This is a genomic window from Paenibacillus guangzhouensis, from assembly GCF_009363075.1.
In the GTDB taxonomy this organism is placed as follows: Bacteria; Bacillota; Bacilli; order Paenibacillales; family Paenibacillaceae; genus Paenibacillus_K; species Paenibacillus_K guangzhouensis.
Map to the genome: position 1 here is coordinate 1,810,132 of NZ_CP045293.1, position 17,632 is coordinate 1,827,763.

The following is a 17,632-nucleotide window of genomic DNA, read 5'->3' on the forward strand; positions in this document are numbered from 1 at the left end:
ACGAGTATAGCTAATAATGGTACGCTTCAAATACGGCTGCCGGCATGAATCGGCAGCCGCGTTGCGCTAACGGGCAGGTTTCCACAACTTTACGGCTATTGAAGCGTATGAATGGAAACAGATGGGAAAAAGCACATAACAGTTTTAGTGCTTGGGGGGGAAATAAAATTAAAAGAAAACTAGGGTATGCAAGTGTAATTTTATTGTTGTTGGTCACTTTATTTTTTTATTTAGGCGAGTACAAATTAAACGCATTGAGTGCTGCCAGAGCGAACTCATTTGTACCGAAAGATTCAGTTTTATTAGATAAAGTTGACTATCCATGGGGAAAAGTATTCATTTTCGATTCATCTGAAAAGCCGATTACAGCAATAAGTTTCAAATCGTTTGGGTTTTTGTGGGTTTCAAGAATGTCCACGTATTATTTTCATAACGATGACCCCATTAAAACAATCGGCGGAATCACATATTCGGATGACAAAGGAAGAGCGGCGACCGTTTTCAGCGTTTTATTGAATGAAAGAAAGCAGAGTTAAATGAACCGATCACATTTTATTGGGATAAATCAATCCCATGGAATGATTATAACGCAAAGGCTTTTAATGAGAACGGAAAGGTTCTTTATGAATATCGCTATCCTGAAACAAATTATTTTAGATCTGAAGACTTAAAATGGTACCCAGTTTCGGCAAATAGTACGCAAGAAGATTAAGCTAACGGGACACTATAGCTTAATCATGATACAGAGGCAGCTGGTCAAACGATCAGCTGCCTTTTTCATTGAAGTAACGGGCAGGATAGTTCAAAAGTTTCGCGAATACCCTACATATGGAATTATTTACGAAGTTCGTGAATAAGACGTTATATGAAATCGATGTTAAAGGAGAAAGAGGAGAGTTCTATTAAACGTTCATTAAAATTACTTCTTATTCTAATGACTATTTATATAATCTTTTTAATTCCCAATCTATTTTCTTGGTATGAAATGAAAAAGTTTGAAAGCAAAATAAATACTGCGCTTGGGAATTTTTTAACTTCGCAATGTAAAACTAACGTTCACATCGATTGGGTCAAAATTCATAACATACCAACTGGATTTTTAACAATAGGAAAAGACTCACAAGAATGGGATGCGCAGGTTACTATTAATCCCAATTATACTTATCCCATTGAAGGAAGTGTAGACGGTAGTTTTCATTTCTATTTTCATGAAGAATTTTGTGGAGAAAATTATCATTCAGATAAAATTGGATATAAGAGTTTAGATTTAAAAAATAAAACATTTGTAGATGAATATGACCAAAGTTCAAAGACGGGGGATATTGGTCTTAAAGAATCAAACATAATTTTATTAACGTTCTTCTTTGGCTTGATAATTATCGTTTTTATTATATCAGCAACAATTGAATTGTTCACAAATCTAATAAAAATATATAAAAGAAAGAATGAATAGTTTGTGAGTAACTCAAGGTGGCATCGACATCATATAACACCATATCTACGCCGCGTCGCGTTCGCTCCTTGGTCTGCCCGAGGAATTTTCGAGGAAGTGGATTCAGCAGACAACCCTGCAAGGCTAAGTGGCGAAGCCACCCAGTCGCAACGCTCCTTTAAGCCTTTCGGGTTCGTAGATATAAGAACGTTATGTGAAAGACCAGCAAAAGATATTTGAAATTCATTAAGTCTTTTCATAAAAGAGGGGAAAACAATGGATTATATAAAGTGGATTAGAAGTAAGGTTGGTAACGAAATGATAATTCTTAATTTTGCTGGAGCAATTGTTACTAATGAAGAAGGACAAATTTTATTGCAGCGAAGAAGAGATAAAAATGCATGGGGATTTCCAGGTGGGGCTATGGAGATTGGTGAGTCCGCAGATGAAACGGCAAAAAGGGAAGTAGAAGAAGAAACAGGATTAAGAATTAATATCGAAGAACTAATTGGTATTTATAGTAAGTACTTTGATGAATATCCCAATGGAGATCAAGCGCAAACAATTGCATTTGTCTATAAAGGGAATATTTCTGGTGGAGAAATAATTAAGGAAAATGAAGAAAGTATAGAACTTAAATTTTTTAATAAAGATGAAGTGCCAGAATTATTTAATCAACAACATAATGATGCATTTAATGATTTTGTTAATAAGAGAACGGGAGTATATAGATAGTTTGGTTTTAGCTTTTTGATGTTGATTCAAAGACGGCAAGTCCATCACATAACTCCGTATCTACGCTCCGGGCTACGCCCTTGGTTCGCAAGATCAGGTAGGCAGAGAAGCTCATTCAGCTCACAACCCAGCGAGGCTAAGTCCGTCGGACTCGGCGGGTAATGTCGATTAAGCTAACGGGACACTATAGCTTAATACTAACGCGGGTGCCGATATTGATTGGCAGCTGTTTTTCGCTACGGGAAGGTTTGCTTCATCAATTGTCGAATCCTTAGTTCGTGAATATTTTAATAACGGGGGTAGGGTATGGAAATTAAGATACGAGAAATTGTAGCCAATGATTATACTGAAGTTGTTTTTTTATGGAACGATGTACTTGGAGTTCGCAATGTTAATAGTGAAAACTTTCAAGTTACTATGGAAGACATGAATAAGGAAGGAAATTACAAAACATTCGTTGCATTATTTGAAAATGATGTGGTTGGTTTTGTCACTATTGTTCACGCGTTATCAGTAGGGTCTTCGACTGGTTATTTACATATTCAAGGTCTTGCTGTTAAAAAGGAGTTACAGCATAGTGGGATAGGTACAAAACTACTAAAACACACTGAAAATTATGCTAAAGAAATGGGAATATCAAGTATTATTTTATGTAGCGGGGTTAAGCGAACCGATGCTCATGCTTTTTATGAGCATAATGGCTATGACAAAGATTCATACTGCTTTGATAAGATTATTAAACTTGACTAATGAATAACCATTTCGCATTAAACTAACGGGACACGCTAGTTTAATAGATTAAAACCTTCCATAAGAAGCAAAACTAGATTTAATAGCTCTTATGGGAGGTTATATTTATGATTTTAAGTGAGTTATGGCGACTGTACGAAGCTGATAAACGTATCCAGGGCTTTAGTTCAAGTACATTGAAAGCCTACACCCTTCAGCTCAAGATGCTGCTAAGAGAACTAGGAGACCTGGATATTTCTGAGGTTACACTTAACTTGTTGAAGGAATACTTAGCGAAGCAGTCCGATCGGTTAAAACCTAGTAGTTTGGGACATCGCATTCGTTTTGTTCGTTCCCTATTCCGCTTTGCCTATGAAGAAACATACTTAATCTCAAATCCTGCTTTGAAGTTACGCGAGCCCAAAATGGACAAGCGTATTCCTAAGTTTTTGATTGAGGAAGATGTCATTCACTTGAAAATCTCTTGCCAGTCCCTGAGGGAAAGGGCACTTCTTGAGTTTCTCTACAGTACCGGATGCCGGGTTGGCGAGGTGGAGAAGTTAAACATTGATGACCTGAACTGGGAGAACAGCTCCGCTATTGTAAATGGCAAAGGCTCAAAACAGAGAGAAGTTTACTTTACAACCGAGTGTAAAGTGTGGTTGAAGAAGTATCTCGAGAGCCGAGAAGATACTTGTAAGGCCTTATTTGTAACCGATACACATCCAACAAGGCGAATGACTATCCCGACGATCAGGTGGGCATTAAAACGGCTTGCAGGTCGGGGAGAGATCGAAGTAAATGTATATCCGCATCGCTTTCGTCATACTTATGCGTGTCAACTCCTTGATAACGGTGCGCCATTAGATTTCATTCAAGGTATGTTGGGACATGAAAAAGCATCAACCACTCAAATTTATGCCCAGCTGCGTGGGGAACGCCGACGAGAACTCTACCGTCGGTTTTTTTAGCATTTCAGTAATATTACGAGATTAATCTCAAATCCTGCTTTAAAGTTAAAAATGGACAAGCGTATTTCTAAGTTTTTGATCGAGGAATATGTCATTCACCTGAAGATCTCTTGCCAATCCCTGAGGGAAGGGCACTTCTGGAGTTTCTCTACAGTACCGGCTACCGGGTAGGGGAAGTGGAGAAGTTAAACATTGATGACCTGAACTGGGAGAACAGCTCCGCTATTGTAAATGGCAAAGGTTCAAAACAGAGAGAAGTTTATTTTACTACTGAGTGTAAAGTGTGGTTGAAGAAATATCTCGAGAGCCGTGAAGATACTTGTAAAGCCTTATTTGTAACCGATATACATCCAACAAGGCGAATGTCTATCCCGACGATCAGGTGGGCATTAAAACAACTTGCAGGTCGGGGAAAGGTCGAAGTAAATGTATATCCTTATCGCTTTCGTCATACCTATGCGTGTCAACTCCTTGATAACGGAACACCATTAGATTTCATTCAAGGCATGTTGGGGCATGAAAAAGCATCAACTACTTAAATTTATGCCCAGCTGCGTGGGAACGCCGTCGAGAACTCTACCGTCGGTTTTTTTGTCTTAATAATACGAGATGAAATGCTCCTAAGATTTTTTGATTCTCTCCTAAAACGATAATGCATCAGAAAGTGAGTCAAATCCTCAAACGCAGTGGATGGATTCACTACATCGTTAACCCTCTCGTAGTAAAACATCGAGAGTTACATGAACGAAGGAGCCAGTTAATCAACCAATTCTGCTAGTACCTGGTATTTTTCAGTAGTTTCGATACTTCTCAATGCAAGCTGCTCTTTTGTCTTCACTAAATTGCTTTTTCTCTGATGCTCCAAACCAAAGGAATGCCTTAATTGTCTTGTAGTTAGTTGAGGTGCACCATATTTCTCAGCATACTTTTTAACCATCACCTGTATCGCTCTTTTGGTCATCCTTTTACCGATCTTTTGACCATTCGAAACGGCTAAAAATAATGCCTTTTCATCGATATTTGGTTCGAGTTTAAATTTCGTAGTTCAAGATATTTGATTAGGTCAGCTCTAGTTGAATCACTGAACAATACTGTATGATAACTCTTTTGTCCTGACCATTGTCGTGAGATTTCGATATGTTTATCCTTAATGGAGAGATTTTCGACGTTAAGATTTACAATATCACTTACAAGTAAACCTGATTTCAGCAAAAGACTAACAATACAAATGTCTCTTTGTCCATTTCGTTCATAGAGCAATTAAGTAGCCCGTTCACATGTAAATGTGGTTATGTACTAGCAGATTTTTCAAAAACAAGATGGAGTGAGTGGGGAAGATTACAGAAAATCACTGATCCATTCGTATTAAAATGGATAACAAATAGAAGAGAGCAACTTAATGGAAAATGGATTTTTTTGCCTCAGTTCGGAAGTATAGAATTGATGACAGGCTCCCAGTTAAAAACAAACTTGATGCATAATAAACGGAGCTCATTTGATGAGAACAAATCCTCGATACTCAAACTAATTTACTATGATAATAAAGCAACATTTCTATCGGTTGATCGATACATCAGGAAAAAAATATTGAAAAATCACAGTCATTGCATCAACAATTTTGGGAGTTACGCATTAATTATGAACACGAATTTCCAAAAATATGTCCATACGCTTTCGCATATGTCTTTTGGAGACAATCGTTACTTTTAAGTGCTCATTTTTATCAACGAAATACACGGGGAGATGATGTTGAAGAACCACGAAGAATTGGCATCATTTTTCAGGTAGCGACCAAACTTATAGATGAGGAACTCCTATATTTTTATAGGGAATTTCAACGCCTTCAACCAACAATAAATACTCAGTGGGCTATGCAAGAGATGACACCATCATGGAACCTAATACAAAAAATAAAACATTCTAGTTTCCACAATTTTTCATTTAAAGTCAATCTTACAGAAAGAGATAAAGGTTCGATTGAATACTATCAACTTAGAGATGAACCACAAAACAAAATATCTGAATACGATTGCCCAAATTGTACGATCAGTAGTAGAAGAAATATAAATCGCATGAAATCATTTACTCCAATGACAATGGCAATGAGAGTCTTTGACAACCCGTGTGATGAAGACATATGTACAAAATACGGGTTTTGTGAATAAGTAGTATATATTAAATAGTTATTCAATATGTAAGAACTGCGTTTAATGGTTCGCTTCTTAATTTGTTCTGTCTCTGTGTAATACGCAACCACCTCAAAATGATTCAGCCTGTTTAACGCGGCTGCCGATCTATGTCGGCAGCCGCGTTTAAGTTATTGATTCAACTACTATCGTGTCCCGTTAGTTTAAAGAACGGGTCGTTCCATCTTTTTCAAGAACAATTTCCACATTGCACCATTTAACGCCTTGGCTTGATTTACATTCATTCTCAGTTATTTTCCCTTTCCTAAATCCGACACGCTGTCACTAACGGTAAGTTTATCTCACAGTTACGACGACATTCCCCTTCTTATGTTTTTCTTCGACATAGCGATGGGCATCGGGAATTTGTTCCAAGGAATAGCGTCTATCGATGACTGGTTTAATTTTACCGGCCTCAAGCAGCTCTTGAAGGAAGATGAGGTTTTCAACGCGAGGCTTTTGTGACATATGCACACTCACATATTTTCCGTTCGTACGAAGTGCTTTTTTGAATGTCGATTTATTGATTTTCGATATCTGTTTCCCAACGGCATCAAAGATTATATCATAGCTTTCCCCAAGCGCCGTGAAATCCTGTTTCGTATAATCAATGACCCGATCGGCTCCTAAAGATCTCACCATCTCAAGATTGGCGGTACTGCATACCCCTGTTACATCTGCCCCGTAATATTTGGCAATCTGTATCGCATAGGTACCCACACTTCCAGAGGCTCCATAAATAAGAATCTTCATTCCGCTCGTGATATTCCCCTTCCTAAGAAAATTCAACGCGGTTATTCCCCCGATGGGAACAGCGGCAGCCTCTTCATAGCTCACATTGACCGGTTTGATGACCACCAATCCATCATCAGGCAAACATTTGTACTCGGCATAAGCGCCGAAGCCAAAACCACAAGATGCAAATACTTGATCACCGATCTTAAATCGTGTTACATCTTTGCCTGCGGCTTCTACTTCCCCAGCTAACTCAAACCCCAATATCGTTACTTTTCGGGGCCTTAAGAGACCATTGTACAGTCTTGCAAGGAATGGGTCGGCCTTTCGCATGCGCCAGTCCCCCGCTGTTACCGTTGTCGCATATACTCTGATCAGTATTTCATTATCCTTGGTAGTAGGTTTTTCTACCTCCTTCAGATGAAGAACATCGGGCGATCCGTATTGGGCATATACAATTGCTCTCATCCTTGCCCCTCCTTGATTCCATTCAAGTGTTTGCTTGAATAGACTGCAGATTCATTAAACCCTTTCGCGATGAGCCACACCGCAAGGGTCATTTCATTAGCGAATATCGGAAGCGCCAAGATCGCCCCCCAAGCAGAGACTTGCTCAATGACCCCGAACATTTCTAATAAGGCTGCAAGAAAGATCAATGCTGACCCTGTTAAACCCAATATGGGGATGAACCTGGGTACAATCTTTGACTTATAAAAGATATAACTATACATCACCGTATTAATCCCTAGAAAAAAATTGGGTCCAAGTAAAAATGTATAGTCATGCACGGCTTTTAGCAACGTACCCGAAACCTGATAGGACGCGATATCCGGGGCCCCCGCTGCTACATAGTCCCTGCTTAAGGCCAACAGGGACAGTACGCTGATGACCCCTACCGTAATAACAATGGCCTCCAAAAACCGGAAACAAACATGCCAAAGAGCAATCGTTTTATTAAATTTCTGTAAAAAAGGAAACATGGTGGTTGCAGTGCCTACCGCCGAAATGACAAGTATCAATTCCATAACCGCACCAAGCACTACCTCGTTAGCGTGCGCGGAACCTTGAATCAGGTAATCGGGATCATTTAGGATTGGTTTATATAAGATAAGCCCTCCTATGATTGATGTAACGGCTGCAAGGATAAACAGAACACCTACAATTTTTGATGCTGTCTTCGTTGAGAAATCCATTTCATCATCTCTCCTCTGAGTTTTCACCGTAAAAGAATACCTCTTCCAACGGTAATTTAAAGGCATGAGAAATTCGAAAAGCCAGTTCCAGGGACGGGGAGTAATTCCCCTTTTCAAGGGCCACGATTGTCTGTCTGGTTACACCTACCTTGTCAGCCAGCTGCTGCTGGGTCATTTCATTATGGTCAAAGCGTAATTTGCGGATATAATTGCCGACAAGATTTTTACCCATCTTAGACTCCTTTCTTGTAGTGATATAGTCTCGTTAGGGATCCTGTTACGTCAGATAGGAATCCGGAGACGATTAGGATGATGAACATCACTTTCAAGGGCTGATTGAAGTTCAAAGACCCCATGGCAAGAAGAAAACCAAGTATAAACACGAAAAAAGAATTGCGGAAAGCTTTCAAGTCAATAAGCTTATCAAGTTCATCCGCGAATGAAGGTTCCTTTTCACCTGTCGTCATTCGAAAGAAGATATTAAAAATAATGCTGATCACGATATGCGCTGCAATGGAGACCAATGTCAAAACGAGGACGAAGGACCCCCAGTAATGGAAGATTTCCTTTGAATCCATTACCCCTTCAGGATACTGCGGATACCTATACAAGCAATAAGCTGCAAAAATGAGTATGGAACTGATTAACGATACGATGCTCTTCTTTTCTTGATAAGTCATATACGACACCGCCTTCATAAATGTAAATCATACTAAACATAATGTATACCAAACTTTACACAAAGTCAACTTGGTTATACAAAAAAACCGAATCACATAGGTCGTGATTCGGCTAGGGCGATTACTTGCCGTTATGTATGATAAGGTTCACCGTATATGATCTTAAACTTCCTGCCCGTTAGATTTTCCTTTCATTTCTTTCATTAGTTTCTTTTAATCCATAATAAATTAGATGTTCACTGATATTAGATCTTTCAGTTTTTGTCTTGTATTGTTATATAATTACATTTATTTCAAAGTTTATTTCGAATGACCAAGCCTTCTTAAAATAGCCGAATAACCAGCCTAATAACCCAGCCAAGGTCAGAGCTACTTACATAGCATAACGTGTACTCAAAAAACTTGGGAGGTGTGAATATGTCCGGTTTTGTTGGTGGTGCATTTACAAGTACAGGTACGATCCTCGTACTGTTTATTTTGTTAGTAATCATCGCTTGCAGTTGTATGCGTGGTTTCGGTGGATTCGGTTACTAATCGTGTGATCGTAAAGCCTCGGATATTTCCGAGGCTCTGAATACTTACATTCTCGGATGTTACACAAACACGCGGCTAACGATTACCAATAATATGAATAGCACTAATATCGTTCCTGTGCTAGTAAATAGACCACCATTTCTTAATTCATCTGTTCCCATCTTACCTCACCCTCTCTGTGGAGAATTACTGGTACAAGGTATTGTATGAGTGGTCATTTCAGATTGTTTGGGGCAACGCATAGTAAACTCGTAAAAATATGAACTTGTGTTACTTTCCTAGAATTGAAGTATTTTCAGAAGACGGAATGACTAGTCAATGGCATCCGTCTTCTTTTATACAGGCGTGTTTTTGTACATAAAATCTCGTACTCTTATTCCGAATCGTAGACTTCATCAGCATGACTCTGTTATTTTTCAACTTCAGCATTGAGAATCTGAATATTAAAATGAGGTTTAATCGATACTTGCGGATAATCTTTGCGCCAGTCCAAGGATCTCCATAGCTTGGGATGAAATGAGATCAGCTGCTTATGAATACCTAGAACGTCGCAATTCGCTTGCTGCAGTATTTTAAATGTCCTAACGGATATTTCTTCTAGATGGCGACTAAGCGACTGTTCCATTCGATTAATGTGATCCGGTTTAAGGGGTAGTAAGCCTTGACCAACATCGAACACATTAATCGCCAATTTTACATTAATGTGTATTATTGGTATCCTATTCCGTTCGGACTGAACGATGATTTTCGAATCAGCTCTTTTAACTACATATGCATACTCACGCCCATGATAACTACCCGTAATCGGTTCCCGCCCTAATTCGCTTTCCGTCAGATTACCGGTATAGCTGTTCCTCCCTCCATGTGTCTCCAATAGGAACATAAATGTTCGTACTTGCTCAACGTTAAGTTTTGTATTTGTGCTCATCCCTTGACGAAATAATAATGCACCGCTCATTTCTAATTTTTCATCCTTATTCACTACCAATGGCAGCATTGTATCTTCAAATGGTTCATTCCCAGATAAAATAAAATGCATCATCGAAACGTTAGACATGACTCCGTTCGTTTCCAATGACATAACAAAATCATTCAGCTGGTCCGTAAACCCACTCTTCGTGCCGGATATGTTTTTAAGTAGGTGAGATACGGAGCCTTCAACCAACACAACAGGCGTATTAATTGATGAATAAGGGGCATGCAACAGGAAGGCAAGCTTTTGTGTAGGGACATGGGAAGCAAACTTCTCACTCATTAGATAAACCCTCGTGCTAATCCCTAGGAAAGGGCCACGGCTATGGTATACGCCTTGACCAACGGCTTCGACCACACTCGCTCCTTTGAGCTCCGTCGTTTCTGATATCGGCTCTCCTTGTCCTTGCCCTGTTTTCATAAGTCTGGTAACAACAAAATCGACCATGACGTTCTTATTGCCTTCGTCCAGATCCAGACCGACGATGTCTAACAGATGAATGTCACGAAGCGGTAATTGATCCCAACATCCGGTTAACAGCAATAATAAACACAATCCGAGCGTAATTTTCTTCATCCTGCTTCCCTCTTCCCTCGCGCCATCGCTACCAATAACAGAATCGTCGGTACGATGGCAATGATGATGATGGAAGCCGTGTTATGGAAACTCGCGAATTGGAAAATCCATTGGCGATCTGAACCCAGTACCCCTACAGCAAAGCAAATGGCAGCCAATATCCAGATGAGCACAGGATGGTTGCGAATCTCCTTCCCTCCGGTAAATGCCAAATAACGTGCTGCTAAAAATAAATAAACAAAGACCGTTACGATCGTCACGGAGAGCCAAATGGTCATAAAAAGGATATCGATACTCTGCACAACAGGCCAATGAAATTGACGAAGGATATATAGCATCGGTTCAGGAATGGAATTTAACTGGTTCTCGCTAAAGTTGTACAACACGATAATGGAAATCATGACGTAAAAAAAGGTCGTGAATCCGTTAGCAAGCGACATCGTAATCAGAATATCTCTTTTTCTCTTGCATTTGACGAATGGAAAAACATAAAGAAGAAGCTCATATCCTGCATAAGCCCAGAACGCTGGAAGCGTATCCTTCAAGATTGCTGTTATCCCATGCGTGCCAATCGGCAGCAAATGACGCAAGTCCCCTTTTCCCATGCCGCTAATGAACACGAAAATAAAACAAATGAAAAACATAAACATGATCGTTTGTGTGACAGCAGTCAAAGATTGTAGCGATGATGAAGCGATATAAGCGGCTACAATCACCGTTACACCGATGATGACGAACCAAGGGGTGGTTATGAGTACCCACCGGTTGATAACATCCGAATAAGAGACAACGACCAGAAGACTAGATTCTACGCAGTACACGGCGAACAAAACATTGATAAGCAATCCTAACGGCCTTCCTGTAATTGCATAAATATATTCAGGCAACGGGCGATCCGCAAATCGCTTCCCTAGTCTATAGATGATCAGGATGATTACTTGTGCAATCACACCCCCGAGTAATACGGATATCCATGCATCATACCCCGACTCACGCGATTCCTCGTATGGCATAGTCAAGACACGAACGCCAACTTGCGATAATGCCACGAGACAAAAAAGCTGAATTAGTGATATCTCTTTCAAACGAATCATTTCGTCCACCCTTTTGAAGATCGAGTTCTTTTCTTGTTCTCCTTCGGACGATTTTTCAAGCTCCTGATAGGTCCTCTGAAGAGGGTATCTTTGATGGTCTCAATGTTCTTCCAAGCGTAAAAATACGGAATGCCAAGCGTATGAATTCGTGCTAAATGTGTTAGTACGACGAGAAACGAAAACTCTAAGCCGATTAATCCGAAAATAGCAGCCATGAGGATAATCGGGTATGTCAATATCCGTGCTGCGCTGCTCATCTCGTAGGAAGGAATGATAAATGAAGCGATGGCTGTAAACGACACGACGATGACCATCATATTTGAGATGAGATTGGACTGAACGACAACTGTACCAATAACGATACCGCCGACGATCCCGATGGCATGACCGATTGAGCTTGGAAGGCGCACGGTTGCCTCGCGCAAAATTTCAAGCGTTAGTAACATCACGATGGCTTCAAGGACAGGCGGCATGGCGATATATTGCATGGAGCTCTGCAAAGTTAGGGCGATACCGAAGGGCAGAACGCGGGGATCAAAAGTAACAAGTGCCACATAGGCACCGGGTAAGCTAATCGCGAATATAAAGCATGCAATCCGAAGAAATCGAACGGTGCTACCGATCAGCCAGCCAATTTGATAATCATCCGGACTTTGGAAAAATGCCCAGAACGATACCGGAACAATCATACAATCCGGTGAACCGTCCGTTAAAATTGCGATTTTGCCGTCAACGAGGTAAGATCTTACCCGATCCGGTCTTTCGGTGACAAGGATTTGTGGAAACAATGAAAATTTGTGATCTTGAATCAGTTCCATAAGAAAACCAGGTGCTTCGACATAATCAAGCTCAATTCGCTCAATTCTTTGCTCCATTTCTTCCAGGACATCTTCGTTAGCAAGGGAACGCAAGTAAAGCATGGCAATCTTCGTATTGGATTTCTCTCCGGCATAATAATATTTCACAACAAGATCGGGTGTAGCGATTAACTTCCGTAACAAATTCAGATTCGTACTCAGATTCTCAATAAGTGCTTCATTTGATCCACGTAATACTCTTTCATTGACCGGAATATTGATGGAACGTTCTTTTTTTAGCTCAGTTCCTAGTAGATAAAGTGTTGCTTCTCCTTCCTTTTGAACCACCGTTTTCCCTGTGATCAGCGCCTGAAGAGCTTCTGAGAGAAGATCCGTTTCAATGTAGTCCAGGACAGATACGGCTTCTCGAACGGAGTCGTTCGGATGATGCAGCAACGGCTGGATGATATGGTCTTGCACAACGCCATATTCGATCATTGTATCGAAATAAAAGAGACGATAACAAAGGTGACCAGCCTCAACATCGCTTGATTTAAAGTCCGAGCTATTGGAAAACAGTTCTCTCATTATAAGTTCATTTTCTTGTAGTGAAGATGTGGCTTTCAGAATAGGTCACTCCTCGCCCTAATGGATCATTTCACCTATTTTATCCATCTGCTTGTTTCCTATTCCATCCTCCACAAAGAATTGACTGTAGAATCTCTTGTTTTTGTACCTTAGCAATGCTGTGACACGAAGCGATTTTATCTCGTTTACACATTATAAACATTCAGTAGTTAACCAACTATACCAAACCAATGAAACTGGAATATATTATCGCAACTTTAGTTCACGATTATGGGGATTTTGTGATAAGGAGTGTGATCTCATTGAAAAAGAATTCAAAGATCAAGAGTTGTAATCATTCTGATGAAGATGCCTTGTGTGACAATCGGCAAACGGATTCCCAATCTCAATCTTCGACAAGCCCCCCTCTCTCTGCTCAAGAAGATCGATTAGGTAGTATCGATAGATTCATGTCAATCGTGGGAAATATCCATGAAATGTATGGATTGTTTCAACAGATGCGCTCAGAATTCAGAATGTTAAGCAATTCAATCAAATCACCCAAAGCCAGTGTAAAAGGAATAAGAAATACAAGGATCGGAAATAAAAAAGAACGTTCTAACAACAGATTAAGAGGAAAATCGAAATCAATACGAAAAATGAGGGGAACCAGATAAAGATATGAATATATGTCATTAAGAAAAGTAAAGGAGCGTAAGGAAATCGATACCGGTATTTTCCCCCTTTAAGCAAGCATTCCAAATCCTTCCTGTTACCATGATGGATGAGATGAACTTGGAGGGGATATTTAACAGCAAAAAAGGGACAATCATTCGATACGATGACCTTCCCCGTTATTAGAGTAGATACTACTACATGCAATGCGATAATTTCTCTTCCCCTATTACACTAGCCCTAAACCTTCGTCAAATCCAAGCATAATATTCATATTCTGAATAGCTGCCCCTGAAGCGCCTTTTCCCAAATTATCAAATCTAGATATGAGTAATATTTCATCTTCATGACCAAATACAAAAATATCCAAATGATTCGAATGATTGCATTCCATAAGGTTCAAGAAACCCTCTTCTAGATATGCCTCAGAGTCGTAAAGAATAACTCGAATAAAACGTTCATCTTGATAATACGAGGCCAGCAGTTCTTGAATATCTCTTGCCGTTACTTTCTTATTAAACAATCTAGGAAAGAGAGGAATCGTAACTGCATCACCCTGATAATAGTTCCCGACGATCGGAGTGAACAGTGGTGCTGAGTTTAACCCCGAATACTGCTGCATTTCCGGCAGATGCTTGTGGTTAAGGTGAAGTGCATAAGGTCTTGGCGCGAAAAGCTGTTCTCGAACTGAGTGCTGATATTCAGATATAAGTCTCTTACCTCCCCCGCTATATCCTGTAAGTGAATAACAAGATGCAGGATAATCCCTAGGAATAATTCCTTCAGCTACCAAAGGCTGTATGGCTAATATAAACCCTGTCGCGTGACATCCTGGAACAGAAACCCTCGACGAATTCTGGATGTTATCTCTTTGATTTTTATGTAATTCTGGTAACCCATACGTCCACGCCTCGTTGGTCCTAAAAGCTGTACTGGCATCGATTATTTTGGTCTTATGATTACTTATCATCGATACGGATTCTCTTGAAGCGGAATCTGGAAGGCAAAGGAATACGACATCAGCTTCATTAATTAATGTCCTACGGGCTTCGTAATCTTTTCGCTGATCCGGTTCAATTTTGATGACTTCTATGTCTGATATCTTCGATAAATAATCATGTATTTTTAACCCCGTTGTACCTTCTTGGCCATCTACAAATATTTTATTTTTCACTTTTCCACTCCTTGCCATTTGAAATTATGTATAATTATATGTCAGTATGTATTATTATACAATAACGATATTGAGCCATCCTGTCCGTTGACTTATTCCCTGCCATATCCAGTAAAACGTTAAAAGAAGTACAAGTCGAATAATGATAATATTTACATATTATGAAATACCTCGAATACAGTTTATGGATAAGAGTAACGGGAGGTAATTTCAAAATGCCGGATCCTTTTGTAACACGGTCCCTCGATGAAATTCGTTTCTGGTCACGTATTATGAAAGAACATTCATTGTTTCTAAAATTAGGCTTCCGTTGTGAAGACACGCAATTAATTCAGGAGGCAAATCATTTTTATGCATTATTCGAATCGATCGAGAATAGATCACATTCATTTACCATGGATACCGATCCGCAGACAATTCGGAGATTCAATGAGGAAGTGTACGTTGCAGCCTCGAATATCTGGATTTTTAAAAGAAAAGTTCTTGGGCTAATATTACAGTGCCAATTACCTGGTGGAAACAATTTCCCCTTACTCGTGGATCATGTTAGTAGAGAAGCGAATTACTTCAGAAACAGACTGTCCGAACTAAATCAAGGCAATCTGGAACCGCTGCCCGATGCCATTATTGATGAGAATGTATTCTTCCTTCGCATTATGGCTGATCATGCCAAATTTATTGGACATTTATTAGACCCATCCGAACGTCAACTCGTTGAGCAGGCACGGAACTTCAGTCACGATTTTGATACGTTATTATTCCAAGCGAGAGATCTAGAATCGATGCGTCCACAATCTCAAACCTATCCTCTACTTGATCAGTTCCTCGATGAGAATCGGGTGTCCGTTAAGTCCCTCCGCGATTTCAAAAAGACAGCACGGGATCTCATCGATGCATGCCGTATCAAGAGCATTATCCATCCATTGTTAGCAGATCACGTCTTCCGTGAGGCAGAGCGATTCCTGTTCATTATTGATGCATTCGATGCCCAGCTCAACAAGCAAAAGCACACTTGATCATAGTTCAACAACGATGCATGAAAAGAGGGGCACATTGGCATTTGCCAACCCCTCTTTTTTTATGAAGATATTGATAGTGAGCGCTCATTCCGATTCTACTGACTATTCGCCCATTCATCTACTACATCCACGGCCTTCAGTCGTAGAATCCAAGTTTGTTCCATAATTCTTAACATCTCACTACTTCTCTTGCGATAAATGATCTGCGTAGCTTGCCATGCCTCCAGAGGCAATCCATATAAAGCAGAAATCAATTTGCGCTCGTGTTTATCAAAAGGATAGAGCTCTTCGTACCCTTTTATCAGCGCTAGGATGTATATGGGATTATATTGCGTTGTGTTCATAAGTGCCTTTACGACATCGACATAAATGGAACCAATTCTAACGTAGTCCCAATCAATGATGAACAGCCCGCCATCATCAGAAATAATGACATTCGGTGTCGTAATATCGTTGTGTATTAAAGCAGGACCGGCAACTTCCTTTGCCAGGAGCTCTGCAATCTCAGGACTCGTTATCATCGTCCAAGCCCGATCCGCAAGTCTTTCGCATGCTTTTCCGTAATGCTTATACCATTTGTGTCTGCGTTCATTCATTCGTAATGCTACAGCCATTCGTCTACGAAAAAGCCGGTCTTTGCCTTGCCATATGCGAATTTGTTTACGTGTAACCGTGTCGTTTGTGTGAATGAAACGCCTTGATGTTTGATGTAGTGTCGCAATGGCCCGTCCAAGCTCTTCATAATCCTCTTTTTTCTCTAACTTCCTCCCTTGTATCCATGCGGTCATATAGAAAGGCCTTCCTTGATTCATAATCCACAATGAACCTGATGTGCTCCGGTGCCAATGAGGCATGTAGGTGAAGCCGCTCTCCGCTAAGCGTTGCATATAGCCAGCTGTTGTTTTTATTTGATGAATTGTACTGGAACGAAGGAAAGGACTCCTAAAAAAGGGCTTAACCGCATAAGTACCGCGATTTGTGCGAACCTGTAAGATGGCGCTTTTTCGATAAAGTGACGGGACCGATACCGTATGGATGGGGATCATCCCGAAGCGACGGGTAATTTGGTGTATTCGGGTTCTTGTATAGGTAGATACCATAGGTAACCTCGATTCAGATGAATTTCAAGCGTAAAGCTATTAGCTAGGGTATTCATACCTAGAACACGATGTATGGTCTAACGCCCCGTCCTGATAAAAATCTTCCCTTATGCGACGCGTGGAATTATCGTGTACAGGTCATTCTATCAGTTGCCTTTTTAGTAGATTTCGCATTTACTATATTAGCTTATAGGAAAGCGAGGTGACTGATATGGCTCGCTTGAGAACTGATGTCGTAACGATTCGATTTAGACGCGAAAGAATTACTGGACGCAGAATTATCACAGACTTCCTTATTATCGGTAGTGCTGTACCGTGTAGACGATTTATCGTGATCGGTAGACGTGTTATTTTTGCTGAACGTTGCCTTTTGACAAATGGGTTTCGTCTAATATCATCCGGACGAAATGTTCTAGTTTTTGAACGTAGAAGAACCTAATGCAACCAAAAGAAGCGGTACCC

At 40.2% G+C, this 17,632-nt stretch carries 21 protein-coding genes; 9 read left to right on the plus strand and 12 right to left on the minus strand.

Going from position 1 to position 17,632, the window contains the following annotated elements; genetic code table 11:
• Positions 1-44 precede the first annotated feature (44 nt).
• The 6 genes from GCU39_RS08155 (at position 45) to GCU39_RS08180 (ending at position 4,406) form a co-directional block, all read left to right on the plus strand.
• Positions 45-536 carry a hypothetical protein gene (locus GCU39_RS08155; RefSeq protein ID WP_193726827.1) on the plus strand — a complete coding sequence of 164 codons (492 nt, stop codon included), beginning with the start codon at positions 45-47 and terminating at the stop codon, positions 534-536.
• 338 nt (positions 537-874) lie between these two features.
• The gene (locus GCU39_RS08160; protein WP_152393054.1) at positions 875-1,453 is read left to right on the plus strand and encodes a hypothetical protein; all 579 of its coding nucleotides are present in this window, start codon (positions 875-877) and stop codon (positions 1,451-1,453) included.
• A 255-nt stretch (positions 1,454-1,708) separates the two neighbouring features.
• On the plus strand, positions 1,709-2,167 hold the full coding sequence (locus tag GCU39_RS08165; protein ID WP_152393055.1) for an NUDIX hydrolase: 459 nt from the start codon (positions 1,709-1,711) through the stop codon (positions 2,165-2,167).
• 306 nt (positions 2,168-2,473) lie between these two features.
• Complete coding sequence (locus tag GCU39_RS08170) at positions 2,474-2,917, plus strand: GNAT family N-acetyltransferase (RefSeq protein WP_152393056.1); 444 nt, start codon at positions 2,474-2,476, stop codon at positions 2,915-2,917.
• A 107-nt stretch (positions 2,918-3,024) separates the two neighbouring features.
• The gene (locus GCU39_RS08175; RefSeq protein WP_152393057.1) at positions 3,025-3,867 is read left to right on the plus strand and encodes a tyrosine-type recombinase/integrase; all 843 of its coding nucleotides are present in this window, start codon (positions 3,025-3,027) and stop codon (positions 3,865-3,867) included.
• Between the two features lie 176 nt (positions 3,868-4,043).
• Entirely contained in the window at positions 4,044-4,406 is a 363-nt protein-coding gene (locus GCU39_RS08180; RefSeq protein ID WP_265333496.1) for a tyrosine-type recombinase/integrase, read from the plus strand.
• Between the two features lie 218 nt (positions 4,407-4,624).
• Here the strand turns inward: GCU39_RS08180 and GCU39_RS08185 are convergent, their stop codons facing one another.
• Positions 4,625-4,828 (minus strand): hypothetical protein, encoded by a 204-nt coding sequence (locus GCU39_RS08185; protein ID WP_152393058.1) that lies wholly within the window; start codon positions 4,826-4,828, stop codon positions 4,625-4,627.
• Between the two features lie 32 nt (positions 4,829-4,860).
• The gene (locus GCU39_RS32475) at positions 4,861-5,127 is read right to left on the minus strand and encodes a tyrosine-type recombinase/integrase (RefSeq protein WP_152393059.1); all 267 of its coding nucleotides are present in this window, start codon (positions 5,125-5,127) and stop codon (positions 4,861-4,863) included.
• 344 nt (positions 5,128-5,471) lie between these two features.
• Between GCU39_RS32475 and GCU39_RS08195 the strand changes: the two genes are divergently transcribed.
• Entirely contained in the window at positions 5,472-6,032 is a 561-nt protein-coding gene (locus tag GCU39_RS08195; RefSeq protein ID WP_152393060.1) for a hypothetical protein, read from the plus strand.
• Between the two features lie 318 nt (positions 6,033-6,350).
• Here GCU39_RS08195 and GCU39_RS08200 read toward each other — a convergent pair whose 3' ends face one another.
• Genes GCU39_RS08200 through GCU39_RS08215 form a run of 4 tightly spaced genes read right to left on the minus strand, consistent with a single transcriptional unit; the run spans position 6,351 to position 8,661 of the window.
• Positions 6,351-7,256: an NAD(P)-dependent alcohol dehydrogenase gene (locus GCU39_RS08200; RefSeq protein ID WP_152393061.1), complete on the minus strand. Its 906-nt coding sequence runs from the start codon at positions 7,254-7,256 to the stop codon at positions 6,351-6,353.
• The gene (locus tag GCU39_RS08205) at positions 7,253-7,981 is read right to left on the minus strand and encodes a DUF4386 domain-containing protein (RefSeq protein ID WP_152393062.1); all 729 of its coding nucleotides are present in this window, start codon (positions 7,979-7,981) and stop codon (positions 7,253-7,255) included. Before GCU39_RS08205 ends, GCU39_RS08200 begins: the two co-directional genes overlap by 4 nt.
• A 4-nt stretch (positions 7,982-7,985) precedes the next feature.
• Positions 7,986-8,213 (minus strand): helix-turn-helix transcriptional regulator, encoded by a 228-nt coding sequence (locus GCU39_RS08210; RefSeq protein ID WP_152393063.1) that lies wholly within the window; start codon positions 8,211-8,213, stop codon positions 7,986-7,988.
• 1 nt (position 8,214) lies between these two features.
• The gene (locus GCU39_RS08215) at positions 8,215-8,661 is read right to left on the minus strand and encodes a hypothetical protein (protein WP_152393064.1); all 447 of its coding nucleotides are present in this window, start codon (positions 8,659-8,661) and stop codon (positions 8,215-8,217) included.
• 417 nt (positions 8,662-9,078) lie between these two features.
• Here GCU39_RS08215 and yjcZ point away from each other — a divergent pair, with 417 nt between their 5' ends.
• The gene (gene yjcZ / locus GCU39_RS31845; RefSeq protein WP_227793488.1) at positions 9,079-9,195 is read left to right on the plus strand and encodes a sporulation protein YjcZ; all 117 of its coding nucleotides are present in this window, start codon (positions 9,079-9,081) and stop codon (positions 9,193-9,195) included.
• A gap of 59 nt (positions 9,196-9,254) precedes the next feature.
• On the opposite strand, the gene GCU39_RS31850 is transcribed toward yjcZ, so the two are convergent.
• The 5 genes from GCU39_RS31850 to argC all read right to left on the minus strand — a co-directional run bounded on the left by GCU39_RS31850 (position 9,255) and on the right by argC (position 15,051).
• Positions 9,255-9,356 carry a YjcZ family sporulation protein gene (locus GCU39_RS31850; RefSeq protein ID WP_227793489.1) on the minus strand — a complete coding sequence of 34 codons (102 nt, stop codon included), beginning with the start codon at positions 9,354-9,356 and terminating at the stop codon, positions 9,255-9,257.
• 248 nt (positions 9,357-9,604) lie between these two features.
• Positions 9,605-10,744: a Ger(x)C family spore germination C-terminal domain-containing protein gene (locus GCU39_RS08220; protein WP_152393065.1), complete on the minus strand. Its 1,140-nt coding sequence runs from the start codon at positions 10,742-10,744 to the stop codon at positions 9,605-9,607.
• Positions 10,741-11,838 (minus strand): GerAB/ArcD/ProY family transporter, encoded by a 1,098-nt coding sequence (locus tag GCU39_RS08225; RefSeq protein WP_152393066.1) that lies wholly within the window; start codon positions 11,836-11,838, stop codon positions 10,741-10,743. The genes GCU39_RS08220 and GCU39_RS08225 overlap by 4 nt, the downstream gene beginning before the upstream one ends.
• Positions 11,835-13,223 (minus strand): spore germination protein, encoded by a 1,389-nt coding sequence (locus tag GCU39_RS08230; RefSeq protein WP_152393067.1) that lies wholly within the window; start codon positions 13,221-13,223, stop codon positions 11,835-11,837. The genes GCU39_RS08225 and GCU39_RS08230 overlap by 4 nt, the downstream gene beginning before the upstream one ends.
• Before the next feature lie 883 nt (positions 13,224-14,106).
• Positions 14,107-15,051 carry an N-acetyl-gamma-glutamyl-phosphate reductase gene (gene argC / locus GCU39_RS08235; RefSeq protein WP_152393068.1) on the minus strand — a complete coding sequence of 315 codons (945 nt, stop codon included), beginning with the start codon at positions 15,049-15,051 and terminating at the stop codon, positions 14,107-14,109.
• Positions 15,052-15,266: 215 nt separating this feature from the next.
• Here argC and GCU39_RS08240 point away from each other — a divergent pair, with 215 nt between their 5' ends.
• Positions 15,267-16,067 carry a DUF2935 domain-containing protein gene (locus tag GCU39_RS08240; RefSeq protein WP_152393069.1) on the plus strand — a complete coding sequence of 267 codons (801 nt, stop codon included), beginning with the start codon at positions 15,267-15,269 and terminating at the stop codon, positions 16,065-16,067.
• Between the two features lie 98 nt (positions 16,068-16,165).
• On the opposite strand, the gene GCU39_RS08245 is transcribed toward GCU39_RS08240, so the two are convergent.
• Entirely contained in the window at positions 16,166-17,170 is a 1,005-nt protein-coding gene (locus GCU39_RS08245; protein ID WP_152393070.1) for a phosphotransferase, read from the minus strand.
• Positions 17,171-17,632 lie beyond the last annotated feature (462 nt).